Genomic DNA, 18,864 nt, shown 5'->3' with positions numbered 1-18,864 from the left:
ATTCCCGAATGCGCCGGGGGTGACGCCCCCGGGCAACCGACAATGAAAAAAGCGAACCGACATGAACCATTTCCTTGATATCCACAAAACCGACGCCGCCGCGCTGCGGTCGATGATCGACCAGGCCGGCGCGATGAAGCAGGCCCGGTTGGGCCGTCCCAAGGCCGCACCCGACGACGAACAGCCGCTGGCGGGCCGCATGGTGGCGCTGATCTTCGAAAAACCCTCGACCCGGACCCGCGTTTCGTTCGATGTGGGTGTGCGCCAGATGGGCGGTCAGACCATGGTGCTGTCGGGCAAGGACATGCAGCTGGGCCATGGCGAAACCATCGCTGACACCGCCCGCGTGCTGTCGCGCTATGTCGACATGATCATGATCCGCACCTTCGACGAAACCATCCTGACCGAGATGGCCGAATACTCGGACGTGCCGGTGATCAACGGCCTGACCGACCGCACCCATCCCTGCCAGATAATGGCCGACGTGCTGACCTATGAGGAACACCGCGGCCCCATCGCCGGGAAAAAGGTGGTCTGGACGGGTGACGGCAACAATGTCTGCGCCTCGTTCCTGCATGCGGCGGGTCAGTTCGGTTTTGACCTGACCTTTACCGGCCCCGCCCAGTTCGACCCCGAGGAAGAGTTCATGGGTTTCGCCCGCCAGAAGGGCTCGAAGATCGTGGTCGAACGCGACCCGTACAAGGCCGTCGACGGCGCTGATCTGGTTGTGGCCGACACCTGGGTTTCGATGCACGATTCCCAATCCGCGAAAGAGCGTCGGCACAACCTGCTGCGGCCCTATCAGGTCAACGCCGAACTGATGGCCCATGCCAAGCCCGACGCCCTGTTCATGCACTGCCTGCCCGCCCACCGCGAGGAGGAAGCGACCTCCGAAGTTATGGACGGGCCGAACTCGGTGATCTTTGACGAGGCCGAAAACCGCCTGCACGCACAGAAGGCGGTGATGCGTTGGTGTTTAGGGGTCTGAAGCCCCCTCAGAAATTCAATGGGAGCCTCTGGTTCTCTTTCATTCTTGGAGGCTCCCATGCCGCACGTCGTTCTGGAATTTTCCGCCGGGCTTGAGCAATCGCACGATTTTCAAGCCATATGCGAAGAACTCTATACGGTCCTCGCCGAGCATGAGCAATTTGACGCGCCAACGCTCAAAATCCGCGCCATGCCGATCCCGTATTCCCACATCGGGACCGATCCGCAGACGTTCATCCACGCCACTCTGTTTCTGATGCAAGGCCGGGACGAGCCGACGCGAACCGAACTGAACGCGATCATTCTGGATGTTCTGACCGCCGCTGCGCCGACGGTTGGCAGCATCACCGTGCGGGATGTAGAGATGAACCGCGCCACTTATGCCAAGCGCCTGGCGACCTGACGTGCTCCCGTCGCCTAGCCCCGCGGTTTCACGTCCCAGACCTGCAATCTGATCAAGGCCCCGACGCAGGCGAACGATACAAGTCCGCACAATGCGGCCTTTGTGACGGTTTCCATTGCGCCCTCGATCAGCACGGCGTGAACGACCGTGCCCAGAATGGTCACCAGCGCAAAACTGGCATGGGCCAAACGCCAAAGGCGGAACCGCCATCGCAGTCGGCCGCGCAGCGCGGCCAGCGCCGCGGCGGCGAACGCTGCCCACATGGCCACCACGCCCCAGGCCGAGAACGGGGTGGGGGACCGGAAAAGCAGAGCATCCACCACATCCGGGGGGCTGGTGATCCACAGTCCGCCCACATGCAGGGCAATCATGGCGATCAGGGTGATCCCGACCCAGCGGTGCAACATTCGGCTGTTCATCGCGGTCAGCCCCAGCAACATGCGCGCGGCCAGCAGCGGCTGTACCAACAGCAATCCCAACCCGATGATCCCGGCAAACCCCGCAGCGACATAGATCGGGCTGCGCCAGGCCAGATACGGGCTGAACCCCGCCACCACCACGGGCACCGCGATGGCCGCGATCAGCGCCAGCCAGACCGCAAGGACGCCTGGGCGTGGCACCTGGTTCAGACCGGTTGCAGAACGAAATGCGCGGCGAGGGTCTTGTCGTGCGCACTGGACATGATCGGGCGCAGGAAGACGGTCTCGAATTCGCCGCTGTCATAGGCCAGATGTCCGTGCGGCTGGCCAAAGGCGGGCACGATCTGCGGCATCTCCAGCCGGAATTCTCCGTTCGCATCGGTCAGGGTGGCGCCGTGGCTTTGCGGGTCGCGCTCGTGGCCTTCGGTTGTGTGCGCCCAGACCTGGATGCGCTGACCGGGCAGGGGCGCGCCGTCGCCGGCCCGCCGTACTGTGCCGGTCATCCAGAAGCCGCCGCCGCCGATCCGGTCGACGATCGGCGCGCCCGGGCGGTAGTTGTTCGATCCGCCTCGCATCGACGGGGTCGGCGCCAACCCACTGGCCCGCGCAGGCAGAATAAGCCCGCTGCCGGCCGTGGCAACCAACGCCGTGCCGGCCACCAACATGGTTCTTCGGTTCAGTGAATCTCCGGGCATCGAAACCTCTCCTGTGCTGACCCGGCAGCTGTTCCAACCGCCACAGTGGAAGCATAGCACGATCACGGCTCATTCCGAGCGTTCCGGGCAAAATCCGGCCAACCAGCGAACGAAAGCGCGTGGAATGGACCGAGGCGGCAAAAGTCTTTGACGCCTGCGCCTTTCAGGTGCGATCCTTCTGGTTGCGTCACCAAGGGGGAAGCCGATGACAGATGCGAGCCTGCTGACCAAGGATGAAATCACCGCCTTCCGCCGCGACGGCGCGGTGGTGTTGCGCCAGAAATTCAGCGCGGACTGGCTGGAGTTGCTGCGCGCGGGCATCGACGCCGATCTGCAAACCCCGACCGAGAACTTCACCCGCCACACCAAGGACCCGGACGCGCCCGCCTATCTCGAGGATTACTGGGCGTGGAGCAAGATCCCACAGTTCGAGGAATTCGTCCGCAACTCGCCCTGTGCGCCAATCGCTTCCGAATTGCTGGGCGCCGCGCCGATCAATCTGGTGATGGACAACTGGTTCCTGCGCGAGGCCGGATCGACCTCTCGCCCGCCATTCCATCAGGACCTGTCCTATTTCGATTTCGAAGGCTCGATGTGCGTGCTGTGGCTGCCGCTTGAACCGGTCAGCAAGGACAACGGGATCGCCTTCGTGCGCGGCTCGCACCTGTGGGACAAGCTGTTCATGCGGGTGCGGTTCGCCGACGGGCACCCCAGCTATGAACCCACGCAGGTTGCAGGCCGCACCTATCACCCGCCACCGGACGTGAATGCCGATCCCGGCGCCTATGAACTGCTACGATGGGATATGGATCTGGGCGACTGCATCTATTTCGACATGCGCACGCTGCACGGGGGGCTGTCCTCGGTCACGCCCACGGAAACCGTGCGCCGCTTCACCCTGCGCATGACCGGGCCGGACGGGGTGATCCGGTATCGCGGCGATTGGGCCAAGGAGGAGCGGGCGCAATTTGAGGCCGCCGGCTATGCCGAGGGCGACCGGATCTCCGGCCCGTTTTTCCCGCAACTCTGGCCCCGCGCTCAGGGCTGATCCGGGGCGCAGCCTGTCTGTGCGCTGATGCACTTTGTCCGCTGGTATTTTGCGCTAGATTGGCAAGAGTGAACATCCCGCCGCACCGGATTGGAGGCCGACATGAGCTGGAACCCCACCCACAGCCCCGAATGCGTCAGCGAAGGTTCGGCGCTGGAAACCCTGATCATCCCGCGCGCCCGCGATCTGGGCGGGTTCGAGGTGCGCCGCGCGCTGCCCTCGGTTAAGCGTCAGTTGGTGGGACCTTTCATCTTCTTCGACCAGATGGGACCGGCCGAGTTCATCACCGATGGCGGCATCGACGTACGCCCGCATCCGCATATCGGGCTGGGCACGGTCACCTACCTGTACCAGGGCGAGTTTGAACATCGCGACAGCCTTGGCACCCATCAGATGATCTATCCCGGCGAGGTCAACTGGATGGTCGCGGGCCGCGGCGTTACCCACTCCGAACGCACCAGCGCCGAAACCCGCGCCAAGCGGCACAGCCTGTTCGGCATCCAGACCTGGATCGCGCTGCCCGAAGCGCACGAAGACATGGCCCCCGATTTCGAACATCACAAGCAGGCCGCGCTGCCGCATATTCAGGATGCCGGTGTCAGCGCCCGGCTGATCCTCGGCTCGGCCTATGGGGAAACCAGCCCGGTCACGATGCTGTCGGAAACCTTCTATCTGGACGTTCAGCTGGACCCCGGCGCCGCTTTTCCGCTGCCCGACGATCACGAGGATCGGGGCGTCTACGTCACCCAGGGCTCGGTCGAGATCGCGGGTGACCGGTTCGAGGAAGGCCGCATGATGGTCTTCCGCCCGGGTGACCGCCTGTCGGTGACGGCCGGGCCGGCGGGGGCGCGGCTGATGCTGCTGGGCGGGGCCACGATGAATGAGGATCGGTATATCTGGTGGAACTTCGTCTCGTCTTCGAAGGACAAGATCGAAACGGCGATCCGCGAATGGAAATCCGCCGATTGGGCCAACGGCGCCTTCCACCTGCCGCCGGGGGATGAGGACGAGTTCATTCCGATCACCCCGGAACTGGAACGCACCAAGCCCCGACGCGCGCGCTGAACGTGACGTCAGCGCCCGCCCGGCTTGCCCGCCCGCGCGATCCCGGCGATCCTTGATGGCAAACGGGAAGGGGACGGCATGAGACTGGTGATCGCGGGCGCGGGCAGCATCGGATGCTATTGCGGGGGGCTGTTGGCCGATGCCGGGCATGACGTTAAGCTGCTGGGCCGGGCGCGGGTGCTGGATCCGATCCGGCAGAATGGGCTGACCGCCACCGACTATTCGGGCCTGCGCAAAACGATCCCCGCCGACCGTCTGACCCTGTCCGATAACCCTGCCTGCCTGTCCGACGCCGATCTGGTTCTGGTCACGGTGAAAACCGGCGCCACTGCCGAGATGGCCCGTTTGATCGCCGCGCACGCTCCGGCCGCGGCCCCGGTCATTTCGTGGCAGAACGGGATGGAAAACGCGCGCACCCTGCGCACCGCGCTGCCCGGGCGGGACGTACGCGCCGGGATGGTGCCGTTCAACGTGGTGCCTGCCGGTCCGGCCACCTGGCATCGCGCGACATCCGGCGACATCGTGATCCAGTCCGGCCCTGGCGCGCTGGCCCGCCGCCTGTCCACGCCCGATCTGCCCGTCACCGAAACCGACGGGATCGAGGCGGTGCAATGGGGCAAGCTGGTCATCAACCTCAACAATGCTCTGAACGCGCTGTCGGGCCTGACCCTGCGCGAACAGCTTTTGAACCGCGACTGTCGCCGCCTGATGGCCGATCAGATGGCCGAGGCGCTGGCGGTTCTGGCCGCCTCCGGGCATCCCGTGGCCTCGACCACGCCGCTGCCGGCCTGGATGACGCCGCATGTCCTGCGCCTGCCCACACCGCTGTTTTCGCGCATCGCGGCACGGATGCTGACGATCGACCCCGCCGCGCGCACCTCGATGGCCTATGATTTGGATGCCGGTCGCCCGACCGAAATCGACAGCCTGCAGGGCGAGATCATTCGCCTGGGCCGCGAAACCGGCACGCCGACCCCGATCTGCGACCGGGTGGCTGGGCTGATCACGCGGGGCGAGACCGGTCCGCTGACCCCCGATCAGATCCGTGCCGGGCTGAGCGGTACCGGCGGTTAGATCCGCAACAGCAGCTTTTTCAGCTCTGGTTCATGGACCCGTTCGGACGCCTCTTGCGGCGAGACCCACTCGCGGGTGCGTTCGTGCATTTCGGGAAATTCGTCGGCTAGGTCGGTGACTCGCAGCCGGTAGACCGTGGTGCAGACCGGATCGATCGCGCCGCTTTTGCGGACCTTGCCGTAGCAGTAGCTGCCGACCGGCTCTGGATCGACCTCGGCGTTGCGCACGCCGGCCTCTTCCCAGGCCTCCTGCGCTGCCGCCTCGGCCCCGTTCAGTCCGTCAATCGGCCAGCCCTTGGGGATGATCCACCGCCCGGTGTCGCGGCTGGTGACCAGCAGCACCTGCGTATCGGGGCCATCGCCACGGGTACACAGCGCCGCGAACTGCACGAGGCGCGGACGCTGAAACAGGGGTTTCAAGACCCCCTCCCAGAATTTGTGCAGCCATGTCATTGCGGGTGCCTGCCGTTTTTTTGTTGTTCTGCCTTCCAGACGGCGAGAGATATCAATCTGACAGACGGTATTCAAGCACCCCTGCGTTTGGCCCGCAGGGTCGGGTCGGCCTGGGTCGGGTCCTCGGGCCAGGGGTGCTTGGGGTATTGCGCGCGCATGTCCTTTCGCACATCGGCATAGGACCCGGCCCAGAACCCCGGCAGGTCGCGGGTGATCTGGATCGGGCGTTGCGCGGGGGACAGAAGGGTGATCTTCAGCGGCTCGCCGCCCACAATAGGGTGCTGGGTGACCCCGAACATCTCCTGCAGGCGAACGGCGATTTCGGGCACCGCCTTGCCATAGTCGATCGGAACCTTGCGCCCCAGCGGCGTGACGAAGGCCGGGGGCGCGCGGCGGTCCAGTTCCTGCATCTGGTCCCAACTCAGCCGCGCCTGAAGGGCGGGCAGCAGGTCGTATCGCTTCCAATCCTCGGCACTGCGCACGCCGGTCAGCATCGGCAGCAGCCAGTCCTCGAGCCTTTCCATCAGCCCGTTTTCCGAGAAATCGGGCAGGTCGACGCCCGCCGCCCGCACCAGCTCGACCCGCGCGGCCAGTCGCGCGGCCTTGCCCTCCAGCCGCAGGCCCAGATCGCGCACGCCGTCCAGCATCGCGCGGGCTACGGACTCGTCGGGCACGTCCTTCCAGATGCGTTCATCCAGCACCAGCGCCCCGAACCGTTCCTGCCGCCGGGCCACCACCCGGCGGTCCCGTTTCGACCAGGCGCAGGTCTCGACCCATTCGATCTGCTCGGCGAACAGCGCGCGGATCTCGGCCTCGGTGATCTGCGCGGCCATGCGCAGCCGGGCCTCGCGCGGGTTGCCGTCCGTGTCGATGGCGACCAGATACGGCGCCGCGGCCAGCGGATCGCCGGGGTCCATCACCACGCCCTTGCCGCCCGACAGCACATAGCGCGGCGCGTCGCCCTTTCGTCGCTGGCCAACCCGGTCGGGATAGGCCAGCGCGGCCATCGCCGCCGGGCTAAGCGGGTCGTCTTCGGTCTTGATCTGGCCGCGCAGCCGTTTCGCCTCGGACCGGATTCGGTCCAGAACGCCGGGATTGGCGGGCCAGACCCGGTTGCGCTGATAGGCGCGCGGATCGCGCAGCGCCTCGAGCCGCAGCGACAGGTCCACCGGCGCGCCCTTCAACGGGTCGCGCTCGGCCATCAGGGCGGCAAGCGGAGCGGCCTGCGCGCCTGCCGTGACCAGCATGTGCCCCAGCCGCGGATGCAGCGGCAGACCAGCCAGTGCGCGGCCATGGTCGGTGATCCGGCCCTTGCCGTCCAGCGCGCCCAGCATCCGCAGCAGCGCGCGCGCCTCGGCCAGCGCCCCCTCGGGCGGCGGTGTCAGAAAGGCCAGATCCTGCGGCTCGGCCCCCCACAGGGCCAGTTCCAGCGCAAGGCCGGTCAGGTCGGCGGCCTCGATCTCGGCGGGTGGAAAGGCGGGCAAGGCGCCTTCCTCACCCTTCGACCACAGGCGATAGCACAGCCCTTCGGCCACGCGGCCCGCGCGGCCCGCGCGCTGGGTCGCCTCGGCGCGGGTGACGCGCTCGGTCACCAGCCGCGACATGCCCGAGCCCGGATCGAACCGCGCGCGGCGGGCCTGGCCCATGTCCACCACCACCCGGATATCCGGAATGGTCAGCGAGGTCTCGGCGATCGAGGTGGCCAGCACCACCTTGCGCCCGGTCTCGGCCGGCGCAAGGGCGGCGCGCTGGGCGGCAAAGGGCAGGGCGCCGAACAAGGGCCGGATTGCGCAATCGCCGGGCAGCCGCCCGGCCAGCGCGGCCTCGGCGCGGCGGATCTCACCCTCGCCGGGCAGGAACACCAGAATGCCGCCGCCGGTGGCGCGGGTCTCGCGCTCGGCCTGACCCACCAGATCGACCAACGCGTCCAGCCGCCGCGCCTGCGGACCCAGCGGGCGGTCCAGCCAGCGGGTTTGAACCGGAAAACTGCGCCCTTCGGATGTCACCAGCGGCGCGTCCATCAACCGCGCCACCGGATCGGCATCCAGCGTGGCCGACATCGCCAGCAGGATCAGGTCGTCGCGCAGCGCGCCGGCGACCTCGAGGCACAGGGCCAGCCCCAGATCGGCGTTCAAAGAACGTTCGTGGAATTCGTCGAAGATCACCGCCCCGACGCCGGGCAGATCGGGCTCGGATTGCAGCATCCGGGTCAGGATGCCTTCGGTCACCACCTCGATCCGGGTGGCTTTTGACACTTTCGCCTCGCCCCGCACGCGATAGCCGACGGTCTGGCCCGCGCGTTCGCCCAGTGTCTCGGCCATGCGTTCGGCGGCGGCGCGGGCGGCCAGCCGCCGCGGTTCCAGCATCACGATCCGCCCGTCGCACAGGCCGGCGTCGCGCATCGCGAGCGGCACGCGCGTGGTCTTGCCGGCGCCGGGCGGGGCCTGCAGCACGGCACGGCCGCGCGCGCGCAGCGCGGCGATCAGGTCGGGCAGGGCATCGTCGATCGGTAGACGGGTCATGCCGCCTTATCGCCAAAGCCCCGGCCAAGGTCCAGAACGCCTGCGTCAAATCCCGCGCCCGGCGGTACTGGACAAATCCGGCCCATCCCCGTCATCTAGGGCAGATTTCGACGAAGGACCCCAGCCATGACCACAGCCGAGCTTGCCGACAGGATCCTCAAGGGCGACCGCCGGGCGCTGGCCCGCGCGATCACCCTTGTCGAAAGCACCCGCGCCGATCACCGCGCCCAGACAGCGCAGCTGCTCGAGGCGCTGTCGGGTGCCGGGCGGCAGGCGCTGCGCATCGGGTTGTCGGGAACTCCGGGGGTGGGCAAATCCACCTTCATCGAAAGTTTCGGCATGATGCTGATCGGGCAGGGGCTGCGGGTGGCGGTTTTGGCGGTCGATCCCAGCTCGGCCCGGTCGGGCGGTTCGATCCTGGGCGACAAGACCCGGATGGAACGCCTCAGCCGCGAGCCGAACGCCTTCATCCGCCCCTCGCCCAGCCAGAGCCATCTGGGCGGCGTCGCCCGCCGCTCGCGCGAGGCCATCGCCCTGTGCGAGGCGGCCGGGTTCGACGTGGTGCTGATCGAAACCGTGGGCGTGGGCCAGTCGGAGACCGTGGTGTCGGAAATGTCCGACCTGTTCCTGCTGCTTCTGGCCCCGGCCGGCGGGGACGAGTTGCAGGGCGTCAAGCGCGGCATCATGGAGATGGCCGACATGATCCTTGTGAACAAGGCCGACGGCGACCTGAAAACCACTGCCACCCGCACCTGCGCCGATTATGCCGGGGCGCTGCGCCTGCTGCGCAAACGCCCGCAGGACCCCGAGGGCTTTCCCAAGGCGATGACCGTTTCAGCGGTCGAAGAGCACGGCCTGGACCAGGCCTGGGCCGAGATGCGGGCCCTGGCCGACTGGCGCAAACAGAACGGTCATTGGGACGCCAACCGCGCCGAGCAGGCCCGCTACTGGTTCGACCAGGAGGTGCGTCACGCGCTGCTCGCCAAACTGGAGACCCCGCAGGCCCGGTCCGAGATGGACCGGCTGGGCGCCGAGGTCGGTTCCGGTCGACTCAGCCCCTCGGTGGCGGCCGAGCGGATGCTGAGGACTCTTGCATCCGGGTAACACCATTGCCCGCGCGGACAGGAAAACTTGGCGCAACGCCCAAGAGTTCTGTAGCCTGAGTGCAGGTGAAATCCTTGGTTGTGGCGCCCAGCACATAGAAAGACCTGAGCGCAGCTGGCTGGACGTGACCAAGCGGAGAAACAGGACCCGCCTCTTATGCCCGATATCTTTGGGACAAACGGCGACGACGATATCGATGTCACCAATGACAACGGTACGCTGAATGGCATCCCTCAGGGTACGCCGATTGATGATATCCGCGCGCGCGGCGGCAACGACATCATCACTGTCACCAACAGTACCATCTCTGGCAGTGTCCGTGGAAATGCCGGGATCGACACGATCACGGTGATCGGCAGCACGATCGGCGGTCAGGTAAGGGCCGGATCAGATGACGACACGGTCACGCTGCAAGGCTCGGTCATTGGCAATATCCGTTTGGGCGGTGGAAATGATGTTCTGAACTTCCGCAGCACCAGCGTGTCCGGCGACGTGCGCGGTGGCAGTGGTGCCGACACACTGAATCTGCCTGCAGGAACCGTGGTCAACGACAGCTCGTTCGGGACATTTACCGTGTCTGCCGGCACCAGCTATTCGTTGACCATCGGCAGTTTCACTCTGCCGTCGGGTTAAAGTCACCTATTCCGCATTTGAAAACGGATCCGGCGTTCCCTGCTTTACCGCTGGCACGAGCATTCTGACTGACCGCGGTCCGGTACAGGTGCAAGACCTGCGCACCGGTGACCTGATCTGTACGGCCGAGAGCGGCAACCAATCCATCCGCTGGATCGGTCGGCGCAGGTTTGATGCGGTTGATCTGAGGGCCAATCCGAAACTGCGCCCAGTCCGTATTTGCACCGGGGCTTTGGGGGCAGGGCTGCCCACGCGGGACCTGTTGGTTTCCCGCCAGCACCGCATGATGGTCGGTTCTCGCATCGCGCAACGCATGTTCGGTCAGCATCAGGTTCTGATTCCCGCGATCAAGCTGACGGCGCTGCCGGGAATATTCGTAGATTGCGCGATCGATAGCATCGAATATTTCCATCTGCTGTTCGATCGGCACGAGATCCTGTTTGCCGAATCCGCGCCGACCGAAAGCCTTTATACCGGCCCTGAGGCGCTGAAGTCTCTGGGACCCGCGGCAAGGACTGAAATCCTTGCGATTTTTCCGGAATTGGCTGATGAGAGCCACGAATCCGAACCCGCAAGGTTGATCCCGATAAACCATCAGCAGACCCGTCTGATTGCTCGTCACCTCAAAATCACAGGCCTTTGCTTGTTGATGTCTGAGCTGTTTCAGGACCATTTTTTGGCAAGGAAAGATTTCGTAGCTGCTGTCTTGACCCTTCCGGCGATTCCCACTAAACGCATCCAACCAGTTTTCGGGCGCGACTTCGGGTTGTGCCCCTTGTGATTTGGCTGCGGATTTATGCCCGGCCTCCAGAAACAAAGGAAGAAACCATGTCGCGCCGTTGCGAACTGACCGGAAAAGGCCCGATGACTGGCAACAATGTCAGCCACGCCAAAAACAGAACTCGTCGTCGTTTTCTGCCCAACCTGAACGACGTGACCCTGCAGTCGGAAACCCTGGGTCGTGGCGTCAAGCTGCGCATCTCGGCCGCCGCGCTGCGCTCGGTCGATCACCGTGGTGGTCTGGACGCGTTCCTGGCAAAAGCCAAGGACGAAGAGCTGTCCGCCAACGCGCTGAAAGTGAAAAAGGAAATCGCCAAGGCGCAAGCCTCGGCCTGATTTTCCCAAAGACTGTTTCGTGGCCCCTGTACCCGTTGGTGCAGGGGCTTTTCGTTTGTCTGTGGGTCCTCAACCTGTCTCAAGCCTGTATTTCAGGAACTGCGCGCCGGAATAGGTCACCGGACCGATATAATGCGCGCCGATACGTTGTAGCGCAGAGAGATTGCGGCGGGACGGTGGAAGCAGAAAAGTGACATAGGGAATACGTTCATCGGCTCGGGCGAATGCGATGGCCTTGCGGGTGATGCGCGTGCCCAGACCGAAGGCATCCGCCGTCAGGACCAGGCCGAAATCCCATTCGCTGCCTTCACGCTGGAAGCCGCCCCAGCCGACATAGCAACCGCCGGACGTGATCGCCCAGTGCCCAAGCCCGTCGCGTTCCCAGCAAGCCTCTTTTGCGTCTATGAAGGCCCGCGCCATCGCGATGTCCCAGGGCCCCGTCAGCAAAGGCAGATGCCGAGCGACGCGGGGATCAGACATGTGCCGTGCGATTTCAGCCGGCTCAATCTGCGGCAGCCTGAGGAACTGAATTTCTGTGTGCGCTTTGAGTGGCATGACCGCGATCTACGCCTGAATTTCCGCCCAAACCAGACCGTCCCGATCACTTTGCCGTTGGACTGGTGTCGCACGCGGTGTCGGTGCGGAAGGCAGAAGGACGCGACTACGTGACATTGTTCACATACAGGGTTTTGAATCTGTTTTATGTATGCGGTTATTCTACGGCGGAGTGTGGTAATGTCTGCGAATACTTCAATTATTATTTCCTTCCTTTCGACTCTTCTGGTTGGCTCATTTTCCAGCTGTGCGCGGATGCAGCGGCGGGTGAACCGGCTGCATACCGGTCTCAACACAGGCCCGGATGATCGCGGAATTCTTTGAAGGTCTCGATCAAGACAAATTCAGGGGTCGGCCATTCAGGCCGGCCCTTTCTTCTTGGTTCGCGCCAAACTGTCTCAGCGTTCACGAAGGCACTTGCAGTCCGTTTCCGATCGGGCCTAAACCTCTGCCAAGATGACCCGTTCCTATCGCCTCGTGTTGCCGTTGCTACTATCGCTGATGCTGGTTCTGACAGGCCAGGGTTTTGCGGCGTCACGGGGATTGAATGCAGCGGTCGGTCAAATGGTGCTTTGCACCGGGAACGGACCTGTGGTCGTCTATATGGACGAGCACGGCCAGCCCACCAAACCACCTCATTTCTGTCCCGACTATGCGCTCAACTTGCTGGGTGCGGTTCTGGATGCCCCCCCGCCGGCACCGAAAGGGCCCGAGCGGGCAAAGTCTGACATACCGCTGCGTTCCGACAGCCTTGTTGCGGCTCCGATCCCGCAGCGACCGGCGCGCGCGCCGCCGGCCCCTGTCTGAGACCCTTCGCAATACAATCAGACAGTCAAAAAGGAGAGGCGAGATGCCCTTCAAATCAATACTGCCCGCTATTTTCGTCGCTGCAATCATGTCCACCGCCGCCCATGCGGAAAGTGTGATCTCGGTTGAGGATGCCTACGCCCGATCCTCGGGGGCTAATGCCAAGGCTGGTGCGGCCTTCATGATGATCCGCAATTCAGGCGACACCGATGATCAACTCGTTGCTGTCAAGTCCGATATCGCTGCACGGGTCGAACTGCATACGCACGAGATTGACGACAACGGCGTGGCCAAGATGATGGAAGTCGAGGAGGGTTTTGCGATCCCCGCCGGCGAGGCGCATATGCTGCAGCGGGGCGGGGACCATGTGATGTTCATGGGGCTCAAGCAGCCGTTTGAGCAAGGCGCAATCATACCCGTCACTTTGGTTTTTGAACAGGCCGGTGAGGTCGTTGTCGAGATTCCCGTGGACCTGGAACGGAAAGACGGCCACGGGCACATGAAGCAATCGAACTGACAGTACGCCTGTCTTCGGGCCGCGATGCGGCCGTCATCCATGCGTCAGGCCGGGTCAAGCCCCGGCCTGTTCGCGTTTCAACTGCCGATCAGCGTTGTTCTTCACTTGTTGACCACGCGCATCGAAACCCGTTCTCCGGCCCGTTTGAAACGTGCGGCCATGAACAGCATGACGCCGGCAAAGGCCAAAGCGGAGAACGCGATTGCCCAGCCCAGTGCGACGACGCCGCTTCCGGGCCAGAAGATCAGCACCAGCCCGATGATAAGGGCCACGATGCCCGAGTTCCGAACGGTCGCGCGTTCGGGGTCCAGCTGATGCATCTGGCCCAGCGAAATCAGCGAGCCGATCCCGATGATCAGCGCCCAGGCGCCCAGCAGGAAGAACGTCAGACGTGCTGTGCCTTCCGGCCAGATCAAAAGGACCAGCCCAATCAAGACCGCCCCGATACCCGCGCCTCCGATCAGTCCCCGCCGCCCGAAGCCAAGCAAGGTCAGGCCGCCATCGAGGATCAGCAGCACCCCTACCAGCCGCAGCAGCAGTGCGATGCTGCCGGTTGGCCAGAACAGCGCGGCGACGCCAACGGCCCCCGCAAGCAATCCGCGCAGCAGGAACGTCCACCACAGATCCGCAAGGGTGTCGCCCAGCGCTTCACGGCTGTCGATGCCTTCGTCGTCAACGATTTCGCCACGGGGGGCTTCAGGCTCGGTCATCTGTTTCTCCTGGTTCAGGTTCCTTTAGCTTAGACCAGCGGGATGACCCGAGTCACCTGCGGCCCAGCAAGTCATCGACCCAGCGTGGCACGATCTGGGTGGCGGGGCCAAGCAGCGTCTGATCGAAGCTGGATGCACCAACCGAAGGCTCGAGGTTCAATTCGACCGTCTGTGCGCCCGCAGCTATGGCTTCGTGCACGAAGGCCGCAGCCGGGTAGACCTGGCCAGAGGTTCCGATGGCGGCGAATATCCCGGCCTGTGCCAGATGGTCGTAAATCTGATCCATGTGGTAGGGCATTTCGCCGAACCACACGATGTCGGGTCGGGCGGCTGCCGCGCCGCAGGCGGGGCACGGTTCGCCCACAGACATTTCCGCTGGCGCAGTCCAGCGATGCCCGCAAGAGGCGCACAGCGCCCCGGACAGGATGCCGTGCATGTGGATAACCCCGGTCGCACCTCCGGCTTCGTGCAGGCTGTCCACGTTCTGCGTTACGATCACCACTTCTCCCGGCCAGTCGCGCTGTAGCCGGGCCAGTGCTGTGTGGGCTGCATTTGGGTCGGCGCCACCCGCCTGCACCCGGCGCGCGTTGTAGAAGCCATGAACAAGGGCAGGGTTTCGGGCAAAACCTTCTGGTGTCGCCACGTCCTCGATCCGGTGCTGGGCCCACAATCCGCCTTCATCGCGAAAGGTGCCCAATCCGCTTTCCGCCGAAATCCCGGCTCCGGTCAAAATCACGATCTTTTCCATTCGCCCTCCACACGCTAAACCCGAGCCATGTCACAGCGTATCCTGTTTGTCTGCCTCGGCAACATCTGCCGTTCCCCTGCTGCCAAAGGTGTTTTCCGTGTCAGGGCGCCTAATCATGCCTGTGACAGTGCCGGAACGTCCGACTGGCATGTCGGGGATCCACCCTATGCGCCGATGCAACACGCGGCTCGCAACCGAGGGGTGGAGCTGAGCGATCTGCGCGCGCGCCAGTTTGCAGTGTCTGATTTCTACAGGTTTGACCTGATCATCGGGATGGACAGCGAAAATCTCGCCAAGATCGAGGCTTTGCGCCCGGCCGACAATCCTACGCCCGTACGCTTGCTGACCGAATTTGCGCCCCACACCGGCGCCGATCATGTGCCCGACCCCTACTATACCCGGGATTTCGACGGGGCGCTGGACCTCATCGAAGCCGCCGTGGATGGGTTGGTGGCATATCTGGACGGCTAGCCGCCGATCACCTTCAACTGTCCGGACAACCAGGGCAGCCGGGCAAGGGCTGGTTCGATCATCTGGCTTTGCATCAAACGGCGCGTCATGCCCGCGACTTCGCGCGGAACCTGATCTGACCAGTCAGACCGCGTGAACAGGGAAATAGTGCGCGAGAACTCTCCGAACGGAGCCGGGTAGACATCCATGCCTTCGTGGAAGCGGGCTGCCCGCATGTATCCCAACGGCGTGGTGATCGCCCAGCCAAGGCCACGCGCGACCATCGCCATCAGGGCCAAGTGCGACCCGATCTCGAACCGCTCTTCGAACTGCAGCTGTTGCCGCGCCAGGTGGCTTTCGATTTGCCGGCTGATCAACTGTTCCCGCGCATAGCGCAGAAAGGGCAGGGTCTCCAAAGCAGCATCTACGCCCCCGTTGGTCACACCGCCCTTCGGCGCGACCAGAATGAAAGGATCCTGGACCAAAGGGTACTCAACCACGCCTTCCAGCACCTCGCCGCTATGGGCAGAGACCGCCAGATGCAGGCGTTGCGAAGCCAGCGCCTCAAAGATTTCGAGGCTGGGGAGGGTTATGAGTTTGAACTTGGAGCGTGTCAGGCTGTCGGCCAGCAACGTGGCAAGGCGCGGGGTCAGGTCATTGTCGAAATCGTCGATCAGGCCGATCGAAAGCGTGCTCAGATGACCCAGGTCCATGACCGACAGCTCGCTTTGGGCCATCTGCAACTCGGCCAATACAGATTCGGCCCGCGCCAGAAAGCTGCGCCCGGCTTGGGTCAGGCGCATGGGTCTGCGCCCGTGATCCACCAGGTCCGTGCCCAGAGCATTCTCGAGATTGCGCAACTGCTGGCTGACCGATGGCTGGCTGAGCCCGGTAATCTCGGCAGCCTGCGCCACCGAACCGGTCCGCGCCAAGGCCTCGAACACTTCGAGACCGCGCAGGGTCAACCCTTTCGTCACCATATGATTTCCCTTTCACTGCGCCATTACTGAGGCGCAGGGCGGGTCAGGTCAAGGATCGCGGTCAGCGTCAGCTGCAGATCGCCTGTGCCATGCGGCCAAAGTTCTGATACCGCTCCCACAGCGCGTCATCGCGGGCGGATTTTGACATCTTCAGCTCTTGGGCCTGATGCGGGTCGGTGAACCACTTGGCCACGGTTTTCTGGTCTTTGTTGGTCAAAGCCTGATCTGCCACCCGCTGGATGCACTTGCACCTGTCGCGTGTCGCAGCCGAACGGTCGGACGCCAAACATGCACGTTTGATCTGCGCCGCTTCGGTCATGGCCGGGGCCAAAGTGGTCAGCGACGTGGCGCATAGCGCGATAATGAGGAACTGTTTCATGCTCATGCCTCGTTTTGCCTGCCCGGAGGAGTCTTGTGTCCCTCTCGGCTTGCGGCGCAGTATCGTCCAAGTTTTCCTGCCGTTCAACAATTTGCTTTCAGAAACTCCGTACCTGAGTCGAAAGTGCCGCGGTTGGCACTAAGGTCGGCCGTGGCATGACCTTCGAGCCCCGTTTTGGACGGTGCAACACGGCCGAGTTCTGTCTACGTACGGTCGCCTGAATGCAGCTGAGGGCTTGGAACGAAGCCAACCGCAGCGTCATGGCCTCATCGCGCTGAAATATGGGGCGTCCGCCGTGCTGTCTCACCTTGACCAGCGCCCGATTTCGAACCATATCCCGACGCTATGACAGACCTCGCTCATATCCGCAATTTCTCCATCGTCGCGCATATCGACCATGGCAAATCCACCCTTGCCGACCGGCTCATCCAAGAGACCGGGACGGTGCAGGATCGCGACATGAAGGAACAGCTGCTTGACAGCATGGATATCGAGCGCGAACGCGGCATCACCATCAAGGCCAACACGGTCCGCATCGACTATACCGCCGACAATGGCGAACAGTACGTGCTGAACCTGATCGACACTCCCGGCCACGTGGACTTTGCCTATGAAGTCTCGCGGTCCATGCGCGCGGTCGAAGGCTCGCTGCTGGTGGTGGACTCGACCCAAGGGGTCGAGGCGCAGACCCTGGCCAACGTCTATCAGGCCATCGACGCCGACCACGAGATCGTGCCGGTGCTGAACAAGATCGACCTACCGGCCTCCGACTGCGACCGCGTGGCCGAACAGATCGAGGACGTGATCGGCATCGACGCGACCGACGCCATCCGCGTCTCGGCCAAGACGGGAGAGGGGATACACGAAACGCTCGAGGCGATCGTGCACAAGCTGCCCGCGCCCAAGGGCGAGCGCGACGCGCCGCTCAAGGCGATGCTGGTCGACAGCTGGTACGACGCCTATCTGGGCGTGATCGTTCTAGTCCGCATCATGGACGGCGTTCTGAAAAAGGGCATGCGGGTCAAGTTCATGTCGAACGGCACCCTGCACCATGTCGACCGCGTGGGCGTGTTCCGCCCCGAGATGCAGATGGTCGACCAGCTGGGTCCGGGTGAGATCGGCTTCCTCACCGCATCCATCAAGCAGGTGCGCGACACCCGTGTGGGCGACACCATCACCAATGACCGCAACGGTGCCGAAACCGCTCTGCCGGGCTTCAAACCCGCGCAGCCGGTGGTGTTCTGCGGCCTCTTCCCCGTGGACAGCGCCGAATTCGAAGACCTGCGCGACGCGATCGAGAAACTGGCTCTGAACGACGCCAGCTTCTCGTTCGAGATGGAAACCTCGGCCGCGCTGGGCTTTGGCTTCCGCTGCGGCTTCCTCGGCCTGCTGCACCTCGAGGTCATCCGCGACCGCATCGAACGCGAGTACGATATCGAGCTCATCACCACCGCGCCGTCGGTGATCTATCACGTCTACATGAAAGACGGCGAGATGATCGAGCTGCACAACCCCGCCGACATGCCCGACATGTCCAAGGTCGACCACCTCGAGGAACCGCGCATCAAGGCCACCATCCTGGTGCCGGATGAATACCTGGGCGACGTGCTGAAACTCTGCCAGGACCGCCGCGGCATCCAGATGGACCTGACCTATGCGGGCAGCCGCGCGATGGTCGTCTATGACCTGCCGCTGAACGAGGTCGTCTTCGACTTCTACGACCGCCTGAAGTCGGTGACCAAGGGCTATGCCAGCTTCGACTACCAGATGACCGGCTACCGCGAGGACAGCCTGGTCAAGATGTCGATCCTTGTGAATGACGAGCCGGTGGACGCGCTGTCGGTCATGGTCCACCGCGACCGCGCCGAGACCCGCGGCCGCGCCATGTGCGAAAAGCTGAAAGAGCTGATCCCGCGCCACATGTTCAAGATCCCGATCCAGGCGGCCATCGGCGGCAAGGTCATCGCCCGCGAGACCCTCTCGGCCCTGCGCAAGGACGTGACCGCGAAGTGTTACGGCGGCGATGCCACGCGGAAGCGGAAGCTGCTGGAAAAGCAGAAGGCCGGCAAGAAGAAGATGCGCCAGTTCGGCAAGGTCGACATCCCGCAGGAGGCGTTTATTTCGGCGTTGAAGATGGATTCCTGATCCAGCTTGAGTGCCCACACGGCGAAACAGTCTAACGCAGTACTCAGAAGTGCGC

Annotated in this window: 22 protein-coding genes; 13 read left to right on the top strand and 9 right to left on the bottom strand. The window is 63.9% G+C overall.

All coding sequences use genetic code 11. The features are described from left to right. Positions 1 to 61 precede the first annotated feature (61 nt). Positions 62 to 988, top strand: coding sequence for an ornithine carbamoyltransferase (argF, locus tag K3752_RS12190; RefSeq protein ID WP_093963032.1), 927 nt, complete (start codon positions 62 to 64; stop codon positions 986 to 988). A 57-nt stretch (positions 989 to 1,045) separates the two neighbouring features. Beyond that, entirely contained in the window at positions 1,046 to 1,390 is a 345-nt protein-coding gene (locus K3752_RS12185; RefSeq protein ID WP_170458364.1) for a 5-carboxymethyl-2-hydroxymuconate Delta-isomerase, read from the top strand. A gap of 14 nt (positions 1,391 to 1,404) precedes the next feature. On the opposite strand, the gene K3752_RS12180 is transcribed toward K3752_RS12185, so the two are convergent. Together K3752_RS12180 and K3752_RS12175 are read right to left on the bottom strand one after the other, a co-directional pair. Next, complete coding sequence (locus tag K3752_RS12180) at positions 1,405 to 2,010, bottom strand: ferric reductase-like transmembrane domain-containing protein (RefSeq protein ID WP_260063370.1); 606 nt, start codon at positions 2,008 to 2,010, stop codon at positions 1,405 to 1,407. Positions 2,011 to 2,015: 5 nt separating this feature from the next. Continuing rightward, positions 2,016 to 2,504 (bottom strand): twin-arginine translocation pathway signal, encoded by a 489-nt coding sequence (locus K3752_RS12175; protein WP_260063369.1) that lies wholly within the window; start codon positions 2,502 to 2,504, stop codon positions 2,016 to 2,018. A 205-nt stretch (positions 2,505 to 2,709) separates the two neighbouring features. Here K3752_RS12175 and K3752_RS12170 point away from each other — a divergent pair, with 205 nt between their 5' ends. The 3 genes from K3752_RS12170 (at position 2,710) to K3752_RS12160 (ending at position 5,691) form a co-directional block, all read left to right on the top strand. Then, positions 2,710 to 3,552 (top strand): phytanoyl-CoA dioxygenase family protein, encoded by an 843-nt coding sequence (locus K3752_RS12170; protein ID WP_260063368.1) that lies wholly within the window; start codon positions 2,710 to 2,712, stop codon positions 3,550 to 3,552. Between the two features lie 102 nt (positions 3,553 to 3,654). Continuing rightward, positions 3,655 to 4,617, top strand: coding sequence for a pirin family protein (locus tag K3752_RS12165; RefSeq protein WP_170417657.1), 963 nt, complete (start codon positions 3,655 to 3,657; stop codon positions 4,615 to 4,617). 78 nt (positions 4,618 to 4,695) lie between these two features. After that, positions 4,696 to 5,691, top strand: a complete 996-nt coding sequence (locus tag K3752_RS12160; protein ID WP_260063367.1) for a 2-dehydropantoate 2-reductase — start codon at positions 4,696 to 4,698, stop codon at positions 5,689 to 5,691. Here K3752_RS12160 and K3752_RS12155 read toward each other — a convergent pair. Together K3752_RS12155 and hrpB are read right to left on the bottom strand one after the other, a co-directional pair. Then, positions 5,688 to 6,143, bottom strand: coding sequence for an NUDIX hydrolase (locus K3752_RS12155; protein WP_149775687.1), 456 nt, complete (start codon positions 6,141 to 6,143; stop codon positions 5,688 to 5,690). The two genes, K3752_RS12160 and K3752_RS12155, sit on opposite strands and share 4 nt — an antisense overlap. A 71-nt stretch (positions 6,144 to 6,214) precedes the next feature. Next, on the bottom strand, positions 6,215 to 8,665 hold the full coding sequence (hrpB, locus tag K3752_RS12150; RefSeq protein ID WP_260063366.1) for an ATP-dependent helicase HrpB: 2,451 nt from the start codon (positions 8,663 to 8,665) through the stop codon (positions 6,215 to 6,217). Between the two features lie 126 nt (positions 8,666 to 8,791). On the opposite strand from hrpB, the gene meaB reads away from it, so the two are divergent. The 4 genes from meaB (at position 8,792) to rpmB (ending at position 11,518) form a co-directional block, all read left to right on the top strand. After that, complete coding sequence (gene meaB, locus K3752_RS12145; protein ID WP_260063365.1) at positions 8,792 to 9,769, top strand: methylmalonyl Co-A mutase-associated GTPase MeaB; 978 nt, start codon at positions 8,792 to 8,794, stop codon at positions 9,767 to 9,769. Between the two features lie 156 nt (positions 9,770 to 9,925). Further along, positions 9,926 to 10,402, top strand: a complete 477-nt coding sequence (locus K3752_RS12140) for a hypothetical protein (protein WP_260063364.1) — start codon at positions 9,926 to 9,928, stop codon at positions 10,400 to 10,402. 88 nt (positions 10,403 to 10,490) lie between these two features. Next, entirely contained in the window at positions 10,491 to 11,183 is a 693-nt protein-coding gene (locus K3752_RS12135) for a Hint domain-containing protein (protein ID WP_260063363.1), read from the top strand. Between the two features lie 47 nt (positions 11,184 to 11,230). Beyond that, a complete protein-coding gene (rpmB, locus tag K3752_RS12130) occupies positions 11,231 to 11,518 on the top strand; it encodes a 50S ribosomal protein L28 (protein ID WP_039532366.1) in 288 nt (95 codons plus the stop codon). A 69-nt stretch (positions 11,519 to 11,587) separates the two neighbouring features. Here rpmB and K3752_RS12125 read toward each other — a convergent pair whose 3' ends face one another. Then, on the bottom strand, positions 11,588 to 11,998 hold the full coding sequence (locus K3752_RS12125) for a GNAT family N-acetyltransferase (RefSeq protein ID WP_260063362.1): 411 nt from the start codon (positions 11,996 to 11,998) through the stop codon (positions 11,588 to 11,590). 531 nt (positions 11,999 to 12,529) lie between these two features. On the opposite strand from K3752_RS12125, the gene K3752_RS12120 reads away from it, so the two are divergent. Together K3752_RS12120 and K3752_RS12115 are read left to right on the top strand one after the other, a co-directional pair. Further along, entirely contained in the window at positions 12,530 to 12,880 is a 351-nt protein-coding gene (locus K3752_RS12120; RefSeq protein WP_170417678.1) for a hypothetical protein, read from the top strand. Positions 12,881 to 12,923: 43 nt separating this feature from the next. Beyond that, positions 12,924 to 13,397: a copper chaperone PCu(A)C gene (locus tag K3752_RS12115; protein ID WP_260063361.1), complete on the top strand. Its 474-nt coding sequence runs from the start codon at positions 12,924 to 12,926 to the stop codon at positions 13,395 to 13,397. A 101-nt stretch (positions 13,398 to 13,498) separates the two neighbouring features. Here K3752_RS12115 and K3752_RS12110 read toward each other — a convergent pair whose 3' ends face one another. Beyond that, positions 13,499 to 14,107 carry an HdeD family acid-resistance protein gene (locus K3752_RS12110; protein ID WP_170443454.1) on the bottom strand — a complete coding sequence of 203 codons (609 nt, stop codon included), beginning with the start codon at positions 14,105 to 14,107 and terminating at the stop codon, positions 13,499 to 13,501. Between the two features lie 52 nt (positions 14,108 to 14,159). Further along, positions 14,160 to 14,855, bottom strand: a complete 696-nt coding sequence (locus tag K3752_RS12105; RefSeq protein ID WP_260063360.1) for an NAD-dependent deacylase — start codon at positions 14,853 to 14,855, stop codon at positions 14,160 to 14,162. 27 nt (positions 14,856 to 14,882) lie between these two features. On the opposite strand from K3752_RS12105, the gene K3752_RS12100 reads away from it, so the two are divergent. Beyond that, positions 14,883 to 15,326, top strand: coding sequence for a low molecular weight protein-tyrosine-phosphatase (locus K3752_RS12100; RefSeq protein ID WP_260063359.1), 444 nt, complete (start codon positions 14,883 to 14,885; stop codon positions 15,324 to 15,326). Here K3752_RS12100 and K3752_RS12095 read toward each other — a convergent pair. Both K3752_RS12095 and K3752_RS12090 read right to left on the bottom strand, forming a co-directional pair. After that, positions 15,323 to 16,285 (bottom strand): LysR family transcriptional regulator, encoded by a 963-nt coding sequence (locus tag K3752_RS12095; protein WP_260063358.1) that lies wholly within the window; start codon positions 16,283 to 16,285, stop codon positions 15,323 to 15,325. The genes K3752_RS12100 and K3752_RS12095 overlap by 4 nt on opposite strands. A gap of 67 nt (positions 16,286 to 16,352) precedes the next feature. Continuing rightward, on the bottom strand, positions 16,353 to 16,664 hold the full coding sequence (locus K3752_RS12090) for a hypothetical protein (RefSeq protein WP_093962696.1): 312 nt from the start codon (positions 16,662 to 16,664) through the stop codon (positions 16,353 to 16,355). Positions 16,665 to 17,009: 345 nt separating this feature from the next. Here K3752_RS12090 and lepA point away from each other — a divergent pair, with 345 nt between their 5' ends. Continuing rightward, on the top strand, positions 17,010 to 18,809 hold the full coding sequence (gene lepA / locus K3752_RS12085) for a translation elongation factor 4 (protein WP_170390605.1): 1,800 nt from the start codon (positions 17,010 to 17,012) through the stop codon (positions 18,807 to 18,809). The last annotated feature ends 55 nt before the right edge of the window (positions 18,810 to 18,864 follow it).

Origin of the sequence: Ruegeria sp. B32, from assembly GCF_025141855.1 — a bacterium.
GTDB classification, from domain to species: domain Bacteria; phylum Pseudomonadota; class Alphaproteobacteria; order Rhodobacterales; family Rhodobacteraceae; genus Ruegeria; species Ruegeria arenilitoris.
Note: the sequence above shows the minus strand (reverse complement) of the source record. Positions and strands in the feature narration are given on the sequence as shown.